Source organism: Angustibacter speluncae (assembly GCF_054777815.1).
In genome coordinates, this window is the sequence record NZ_BAAHAF010000112.1 from 44601 (window position 1) to 52746 (window position 8146).

The 8146-nt window shown below is 74.5% G+C and carries 6 protein-coding genes and 1 pseudogene; 4 read left to right on the plus strand and 3 right to left on the minus strand.

From position 1 onward, the window contains the following. Positions 1-59 precede the first annotated feature (59 nt). Positions 60-1163, minus strand: a complete 1104-nt coding sequence (gene gcvT / locus ACYVKY_RS13830) for a glycine cleavage system aminomethyltransferase GcvT (protein ID WP_460435571.1) — start codon at positions 1161-1163, stop codon at positions 60-62. A gap of 44 nt (positions 1164-1207) precedes the next feature. Here gcvT and ACYVKY_RS13835 point away from each other — a divergent pair, with 44 nt between their 5' ends. Then, a complete protein-coding gene (locus tag ACYVKY_RS13835) occupies positions 1208-2725 on the plus strand; it encodes a leucyl aminopeptidase (RefSeq protein ID WP_460435572.1) in 1518 nt (505 codons plus the stop codon). Between the two features lie 21 nt (positions 2726-2746). Here the strand turns inward: ACYVKY_RS13835 and ACYVKY_RS13840 are convergent, their stop codons facing one another. Beyond that, positions 2747-3115: an oxidoreductase gene (locus ACYVKY_RS13840; protein ID WP_460435573.1), complete on the minus strand. Its 369-nt coding sequence runs from the start codon at positions 3113-3115 to the stop codon at positions 2747-2749. Between the two features lie 118 nt (positions 3116-3233). Between ACYVKY_RS13840 and lpdA the strand changes: the two genes are divergently transcribed. From lpdA to ACYVKY_RS13855, 3 genes are read left to right on the plus strand one after another with little or no spacing between them, the layout of a single operon-like run. Then, positions 3234-4619, plus strand: a complete 1386-nt coding sequence (gene lpdA / locus ACYVKY_RS13845; protein WP_460435574.1) for a dihydrolipoyl dehydrogenase — start codon at positions 3234-3236, stop codon at positions 4617-4619. Positions 4620-4661: 42 nt separating this feature from the next. Beyond that, positions 4662-6590: a 2-oxo acid dehydrogenase subunit E2 gene (sucB, locus tag ACYVKY_RS13850; protein WP_460435575.1), complete on the plus strand. Its 1929-nt coding sequence runs from the start codon at positions 4662-4664 to the stop codon at positions 6588-6590. Positions 6591-6618: 28 nt separating this feature from the next. After that, positions 6619-7512, plus strand: a complete 894-nt coding sequence (locus tag ACYVKY_RS13855) for an epimerase (protein WP_460435576.1) — start codon at positions 6619-6621, stop codon at positions 7510-7512. Here the strand turns inward: ACYVKY_RS13855 and ACYVKY_RS13860 are convergent. Further along, a pseudogene (locus ACYVKY_RS13860) lies at positions 7509-8146 on the minus strand (hypothetical protein); the annotation flags it as partial. The gene ACYVKY_RS13855 and the pseudogene ACYVKY_RS13860 overlap by 4 nt on opposite strands.

Consider the following 8146-nt stretch of genomic DNA (forward strand, 5'->3'; position numbering starts at 1 on the left):
ATCCTGGGCATGCACGGTGGACCGGTGCCGCGCACCGGACTCATCGGTGCGGGAGAGCCCTACGCCTGCCGCGTCTGCACCTGCACGAACGGCGGCTTCACCACGCGGCACCGCAGCCGGCGGCCGCGCACGTCGACGCTCAGCTCGTCGTCGACGCCGGCCTCCGGCGGCAGCAGCGCCAGGGCGATGCCCTGCTTCAGCGTCGGCGAGAAGGTGCCGGACGTGGTGCGGCCCACGACCGTGCCGCCGTCGTCGACGACGTCGAGGTCGGCGCGGGGCACGCCGCGGTCGATCGCCTGCAGCCCCCACAGCACCCGCCGCGGGCCGGCCGCCTTCTCGGCGACCAGCGCATCGCGTCCCCAGAACGCGTCCTTCTTCCAGCCGACCGCCCAGCCGACCCGGGCCTGCACCGGCGTGATCTCGGTCGACAGCTCGTGGCCGTGCAGGGCGTACCCCATCTCGGTGCGCAGGGTGTCGCGGGCGCCGAGACCGGCGGCGCGACCGCCGCGGGCGGTCGCGGCGGCGACGAGCGCGTCCCACAGCGGCCCGGCGTCGTCCCAGCGCGGCAGCAGCTCGTAGCCCCGCTCGCCCGTGTAGCCGGTGCGGCAGACGACGACCGGCGAGCCCCGCCAGTCGGCCTCGACGAACGACATGTAGTCGTGCCCGGCGGGCAGGCCCAGGTCTTCGAGCACCTCGTCCGACAGCGGGCCCTGCACGGCCAGCACGGCGTACAACCGGTGCAGGTCCTCGACCTCGACGCCGTCCGGCGCGGCGGCGGCGAGCCGGCGCACGACCTCGGCGGTGTTCGCCGCGTTCGGCACCAGCAGCACGTCGTCGTCGGCGCGCAGGTAGGCGATCAGGTCGTCGACCACGCCGCCGTCGTCGTCGCAGCACAGCGTGTACTGCGCCTGGCCGGGGCTGATCCGCCGCAGGTCGTTGGCGAGGCAGGCGTTGACGAAGTCGGCAGCGCCCGCCCCGCGCACGGACGCCTTGCCGAGGTGGCTGACGTCGAACACGCCGACGGCCTCGCGCACGGCCGCGTGCTCGGCGACGACGCCGCCGCCCGGGTGCTCGAGGGGCATCGACCAGCCGCCGAAGTCGGCCATCTTGGCGCCGGCGGCGAGGTGCCGGTCGTGCAGCGGTCCGTGCAGGGTGGTGGTCACGGCCCCGAACCTACCGCCGTCGCCGCGTGGCTAGAGTCGCCACCGTGACCACCGTGACCCTCTCCGGCAAGGACGCCTCGGGCGTCACCGCAGACGCCCTCGTCCTGGCCACCGCCGCCGCGACCGAGGCGGGCGGGCCCGCCACCCTGCTCGCGGGCGACCTGCTCCCCGCCGGCGTGCGCCGCGCGCTCGAGGCCGCCCTGCCCGTGCTGGGGGTGAAGGGCACCGCCGACGAGGTGGTGCGCGTCCCGTCGCCGGACGGCGTCAGGGCGCCCGTCGTGGTGCTGAGCGGCACCGGCCGTCCCGGCCGCGAGGGCACCACGTCGGAGTCGCTGCGGCGCGCGGCCGGCGCGGCGACCCGCTCGCTGGGCGGCACGCGCCACGCCGTGCTCGCCCTGCCCACCGACGGCACCGACCTGGCCGCCGTCGTCGAGGGCGCGCTGCTCGGCGCCTACTCCTACACCGAGTACCGCCGCCGCTCCGCCTCGCCGCAGCAGACGCCGGTCGCGCAGGTCACGGTGCACACCTCCCGCACCCGCGACAAGGCGGCCAAGGCCGTCGTCGCCCGCGCGCAGGTGCTCGCCGACGCCGTCGCCGGCACCAAGGACCTCGTGAACTGCCCGCCGCTCGACCTGTACCCGGCCCGGTTCGCCGAGATCGCCCAGGCCCTCGGCAAGGAGCACGGCGGCAAGGTGCAGGTGCTCGACGAGGCCGCGCTGCGCCGCGGCGGCTACGGCGGGCTGATCGGCGTCGGCCAGGGGTCGACCCGCGGCCCACGGCTGGTGAAGGTGTCGTACAAGCCGTCCGGCCGCGGGAAGCGCCCGCACCTGGCGCTGGTCGGCAAGGGCATCACGTTCGACTCGGGCGGCCTGTCGATCAAGCCGGCCGCCGGCATGGAGACGATGAAGCTCGACATGGCGGGCGCGGCCGCCGTGCTGCACACCGTCGTGTCCGCCGCCCGCCTCCAGCTGCCGGTCGCCGTCACCGGGTGGCTGTGCCTCGCCGAGAACATGCCGTCCGGCTCGGCCCAGCGGCCGTCCGACGTCATCACGATCCACGGCGGCCGCACCGTCGAGGTGCTCAACACCGACGCCGAGGGGCGCCTGGTGCTCGCCGACGGCCTGGTGGCGGCCGGCGAGGAGCAGCCGGACGCGCTGGTCGACGTCGCCACCCTCACCGGCGCGCAGATGGTCGCGCTCGGCAACCGCGTCAGCGCCGTCATGGCCAACGACGACGACCTGCGCGACCGCGTGGTCGACGCCGCCTACGACGCGGGCGAGCAGTTCTGGCCGATGCCGCTGCCGGTCGAGCTGCGCGCGTCGATGGACTCCGCCGTCGCCGACATCGCCAACATCGGCGACCGGTTCGGCGGCATGCTCGTGGCGGGCCTGTTCCTCAACGAGTTCGTCGCGACCCGCCCCGACGGCGAGCCGATCCCGTGGGCGCACCTCGACATCGCCGGGCCGGCCTTCAACGGCGGCTCGCCGCACGGGTACACCGGCAAGGGCGGTACCGGCGTCGCCGTGCGCACCCTGCTCACGCTCGCCGAGCGGATGGCCTGACGCCTCGGTCGGCCCGACGGCTCAGCCGTCGAGCTCGCGGCGGGCGTTCTCCTCGTCGGCCCTCACCCGGGCGTTCCACTCCCGCATCCGCGGCGGGTACCCGGTGAGGTTGACGTCGGACGTGCGCACGCCGACCGAGCGCAGGAAGTCGGTGGCCGACCTCGGGTCGGGCACGGGACGCCGTGTCCACTCGCCGTCGCCGGCCACCAGCAGCACGGTCGCGGGCGTCACCGTGGTCGCGGGCTCCAGGAACGCCTCGACGCCCGTGCGGGTGCGCACCCACTCGGCCAGGTGCCGCTGCACCTCGCCCCGCTGCGGCCCGCGCGCGGTCGGCGCCGCCGCCCGGTCGCGTGCTGATGCCCGTCCCGTCAGCCGTGAGATCCACCCCATGCGCCGGGACGGTAGCGGCCCGGCGCGGCCCCGGGTGCCCCGTTGCGACGGAACCACCCCGTAGTGCCAGGATGGGGCGCACCCCCACCAGCAGCGAACCCACAAGGGAGCGGACCAGATGGCCGAGGCCTCCGGCGACACCTACGACCTCGTGATCCTGGGAGGTGGCAGCGGCGGGTACGCCTGCGCGTTCCGTGCCGCCGAGCTCGGGCTCAGCGTCGCGGTGGTCGAGCGCTCCAAGCTGGGCGGTACCTGCCTGCACTGGGGCTGCATCCCCACCAAGGCGCTGCTGCACGCGGCCGAGCTGGCCGACGGCGCCCGCGAGGCGGGCAAGTACGGCGTCCGCGCGAGCTTCGACGGCGTCGACATGGCCGGCGTGCACGAGTACAAGGACGGCGTCGTCGGCCGCCTCTACAAGGGCCTGCAGGGCCTGTTCAAGGCGCACAAGATCGAGGTCGTCGAGGGCGAGGGGCGGCTCTCGTCGCCCACCACGGTCACCGTGGGCGACCGCACCCTCACCGGCAAGAACGTCGTGCTGGCCACCGGCTCGTACGCCCGCTCGCTGCCGGGGCTGCAGATCGGCGGCCGAGTCATCACCTCCGACCAGGCGCTCACCCTCGACCACGTGCCGAGCAGCGTCGTGGTGCTCGGCGGCGGCGTCATCGGCGTCGAGTTCGCCAGCGTCTGGAAGTCGTTCGGCGCCGAGGTCACCATCATCGAGGCGCTCCCCCGGCTCGTCCCGGGCGAGGACGAGGCCGCGAGCAAGGTGCTCGAGCGCGCGTTCCGCAAGCGCAAGATCGCGTTCAAGACCGGCGTGCGCTTCTCCGGCGTCGAGCAGGACGACTCCGGCGTCACCGTCTCGCTCGAGTCGGGAGACCAGATCCGCGCCGACCTGCTGCTGGTCGCCGTCGGCCGCGGGCCGAACGGCCAGGGCAACGGCTTCGAGGAGGCCGGCGTCACCGTCGACCGCGGCTTCGTCCCCACCGACGAGCGGCTGCGCACGAACGTCCCGGGCGTCTTCGCCGTCGGCGACATCGTCCCCGGCCTGCAGCTCGCCCACCGCGGCTTCGCCCACGGCATCTTCGTGGCCGAGGAGATCGCGGGCCTGAACCCGCAGCCGGTGCTCGACCCGTCGATCCCGCGCGTCACCTACTGCGACCCCGAGGTCGCCTCGGTCGGCCTCACCGAGGCGCAGGCCAAGGAGCAGTACGGCGACGACGAGGTCGAGGTGTTCGAGTACAACCTCGGCGGCAACGGCAAGAGCCAGATCATCGGCACCACCGGCTTCGTCAAGCTGATCCGCGAGAAGGACGGCCCCGTGGTCGGTTTCGTCGCCGTCGGCGCCCGCATGGGCGAGCAGGTCGGCGAGGCGTCGCTGATCGTGAACTGGGAGGCCTGGCCCGAGGACGTCGCCGCCCTCATCCACGCGCACCCCACCCAGAACGAGTCGCTCGGCGAGGCCCACCTGGCCCTGGCCGGCAAGCCCCTGCACGTCCACAACTGACCGCCCGACCGACCCGCCGCGGCCCCCGCAGGAGGAGAACCGATGTCCAGCTCCGTCGAGATGCCCGCCCTGGGTGAGAGCGTCACCGAGGGCACCGTCACCCGCTGGCTCAAGAACGTCGGCGACACGGTCGAGGTCGACGAGCCGCTGCTGGAGGTGTCGACCGACAAGGTCGACACCGAGATCCCCTCGCCCGTCGCGGGGACGCTGCAGGAGATCCTCGTCCAGGAGGACGAGACCGTCGAGGTCGGCGCCAAGCTGGCCGTGATCGGCGACGGCTCCGAGGGCAGCTCGAGCGACGGCGGCTCGGACGAGCAGCCGCAGCAGGAGCAGCAGCAGGACGAGCCCCAGCAGCAGGACGAGCCGCCGGCCGAGGAGCCCAGCGCGGCGGCGCCCGTCGAGGCCGAGCAGCAGCCCACCGGCGACCAGCCGGCCGCGTCCGGCGGTCCGGGTGGCGAGGAGCAGCAGCCGTCCGGTGGCGAGCAGCAGCAGTCGGGCGGTGACCAGCAGCCGGGTGGTGGCGGCGGTACCGAGGTCGTCATGCCGGCGCTCGGCGAGAGCGTCACCGAGGGCACCGTCACCCGGTGGCTGAAGTCGGAGGGCGACACCGTCGAGGTCGACGAGCCGCTGCTCGAGGTCTCGACCGACAAGGTCGACACCGAGATCCCCTCGCCCGTCGCGGGCACGGTGCAGAAGATCCTCGTCGCTGAGGACGAGACCGTCGAGGTCGGTGCGGCCCTCGCCGTCGTCGGCGACGGCAGCGGCGGTGGCGGCGGCGGGTCCGACCAGCAGGAGCAGCCCCAGCAGGAGCAGCCCCAGCAGGCCGAGGCGCAGCCCCAGCCCGAGGACGAGAAGGCGCCCGAGGAGCCGGAGCCCCAGCCGCAGGAGGAGAAGGCGTCCGAGCCCGAGCCGCAGCAGTCGGCGCCGCAGGCCGCCCAGGACGAGCCGCGCGAGGAGCGCCGCGAGGCCTCCGCCGAGCAGCCCACCTCCCAGGTGCAGGCCCAGCAGCAGCCGTCCCAGGGCGACGCCGCCGGGTACGTCACGCCGCTGGTGCGCAAGCTGGCGTCCGAGCACGGGGTCGACCTGTCGACGCTCACCGGTACCGGTGTCGGCGGCCGCATCCGCAAGCAGGACGTGCTGGCGGCGGCCGAGGCCGCCAAGCCGGCGCCCGAGCCGGAGCCCGAGCCGCAGGCCGCGCAGCCGGCGGCGTCGGCGCCCGCCGCTGCGTCGGCGAAGCCGACCGAGGCCGGTCCGAAGCGCGGCACCACCGAGAAGATGACCCGCCTGCGCAAGGTGATCGCCTCGCGCATGGTCGAGTCGCTCAAGGTGTCCGCCCAGCTCACCACCGTCGTCGAGGTCGACCTCACCAAGGTCGCGCGGCTGCGCGCCCGGGCGAAGTCGGCGTTCGAGCAGCGCGAGGGCGTCAAGCTCTCGTTCCTGCCGTTCCTGGCCCTCGCCACCGTCGAGGCGCTCAAGGTCCACCCGGTGGTGAACGCCACCGTCGAGGACGACACGATCGTCTACCCGGCGCAGGAGCACCTCGGCATCGCGGTCGACACCGAGCGCGGCCTGCTCGTCCCGGTCATCAAGGACGCCGGCGACCTGAACATCGCCGGCATCGCCCGCAAGATCGCCGACCTCGCCGAGCGCACCCGTGCCAACAAGGTGACGCCGGACGAGCTCGGCGGCGGCACGTTCACGCTGACCAACACCGGCAGCCGCGGCGCCCTGTTCGACACGCCGATCATCAACCAGCCGCAGGTCGGCATCCTCGGCACGGGCGCGGTGGTGAAGCGCCCGATCGTGGTCACCGACGCCGACGGCGGCGAGACCATCGCGATCCGGTCGATGATGTACCTGGCGCTGTCCTACGACCACCGCATCGTCGACGGCGCCGACGCCGCGCGGTTCCTGACGACGATCAAGGAGCGGCTGGAAGAGGGCGCGTTCGAGGCGGACCTGAACCTCTGACCGTCCCGACCAGCTGAGGAGACGTCCCGTGCGGATCGTCGTGAGCGGCGCGTCCGGCTTCATCGGCCCGCCGCTGCTGGAGCACCTGCGCGCCCGGGGGCACGAGGTGCTGCAGCTCGTGCGCCGGCTGCCCCGCACCGCCGACGAGGTGGAGTGGGACCCCGCCGCCGGCACCCTCGACGTCGACGCCCTGCAGGGCGTGCAGGCGGCGATCAACCTGTCCGGTGCGGGCGTCGGCGACAAGCGCTGGACCAGCGAGTACAAGCGCGTCATCCGCGACTCGCGGGTCGACTCCACCCGCACCCTCGCGACCGCGCTGGCCGCGCTGTCACCGCGTCCGACCGTGCTGCTGCAGGCGTCCGGGATGGACTACTACGGCGACACCGGCGACGAGGTCGTCAACGAGCGGTTCCCGCGCGGCGACGGCTTCCTCGCCGACGTCTGCGAGGAGTGGGAGGCGGCGGCGCGCCCCGCGCAGGACGCCGGCATCCGGGTCGCCCACCTGCGCACCTCGCTGGTGCTCGCCCGCGACGGCGGCTCGCTCGCCCGGCTGCTGCCGCTGTACAAGGCGGGCGTCGGCGGTCCGATGGGTCGCGGGCGGATGTGGTGGAGCTGGATCACCCTGCCCGACACCCTCGGCGTCATCGAGTTCCTGCTGACCGCCGAGGTCGACGGACCGGTGAACGTCGCGGCGCCCGACCCGGCGCGGCAGAAGGACTTCAGCAAGGCGCTCGCGGGCGCCCTGCACCGTCCCTCCGTCGTGCCGGTGCCGCCGCAGGCGCTGCGGGTGGTGCTCGGCGAGTTCGCCGAGAACGTGCTCGCCAGCCACCGGCTGGCCCCGCAGGTGCTGCTCGACGCCGGCTACCGCTTCGAGCACCCCGACGTCGCGTCCGCCGTCGCCTGGATCAGCTCGAAGGACTAGCGCACCTCGCTGACGCGCCACCCGCCGTCGACCCGGGCGAGCACCAGCTCGACCTGCGCCGGGTCGGAGGCCGCGACGTCCTCGAGCACGCTGCCGTCGTCGGCCACGACCCGGTGCGCCCCGGTGACGACGGTCAGCGTCACGACCGCGTCGTCGCCCTGTTGCGACAGCACCTCGACGTCGGACACCGTGAACGCCAGGCCGTCGAGGCGCACCTGCTGCGCCCGCAGGTCGTCGAGTGTGGCCAGGTCGGCCGCGAGGGCCTGCGACCCCTCGACGTTCGCCGCCCGCAGGGGCGCGTCGTCGGCGGTCGAGAACCCCTGCGCCCGCAGGTCGCTCAACGCCATCACGACCTCGCCGAGGTCGTCGACGGCCGGGGTGAAGGTCGGCGTCATCACCGTCGTGGGCGCCGGGGGCGAGGAGGTCGAGCGCTCGGGCGCGGGCGGCGGCACGGCGGTGGTCGTGGCCTCGTCGGGGAGCAGCCCCGACGCACCGACCGCGACGACGGCCACGGCGACCGCCCCGAGGCTGACCAGCAGCGGCACCCGCCGCCCGCGCACCGACCGGGTCGCGGGCGCCGGCGCGTCGGCGCCCGCGGCCGGTGACGACGCCCTGCTGTCCGGGAACGTCGTCG

Coding starts and splice junctions, on each gene's coding strand:
- sucB (WP_460435575.1), top strand. CDS start 4,662: ATGTCCAGCTCCGTCGAGATGCCCGCCCTGGGTGAGAGCGTCACCGAG.
- lpdA (WP_460435574.1), top strand. CDS start 3,234: ATGGCCGAGGCCTCCGGCGACACCTACGACCTCGTGATCCTGGGAGGT.
- ACYVKY_RS13840 (WP_460435573.1), bottom strand. CDS start 3,115: ATGGGGTGGATCTCACGGCTGACGGGACGGGCATCAGCACGCGACCGG.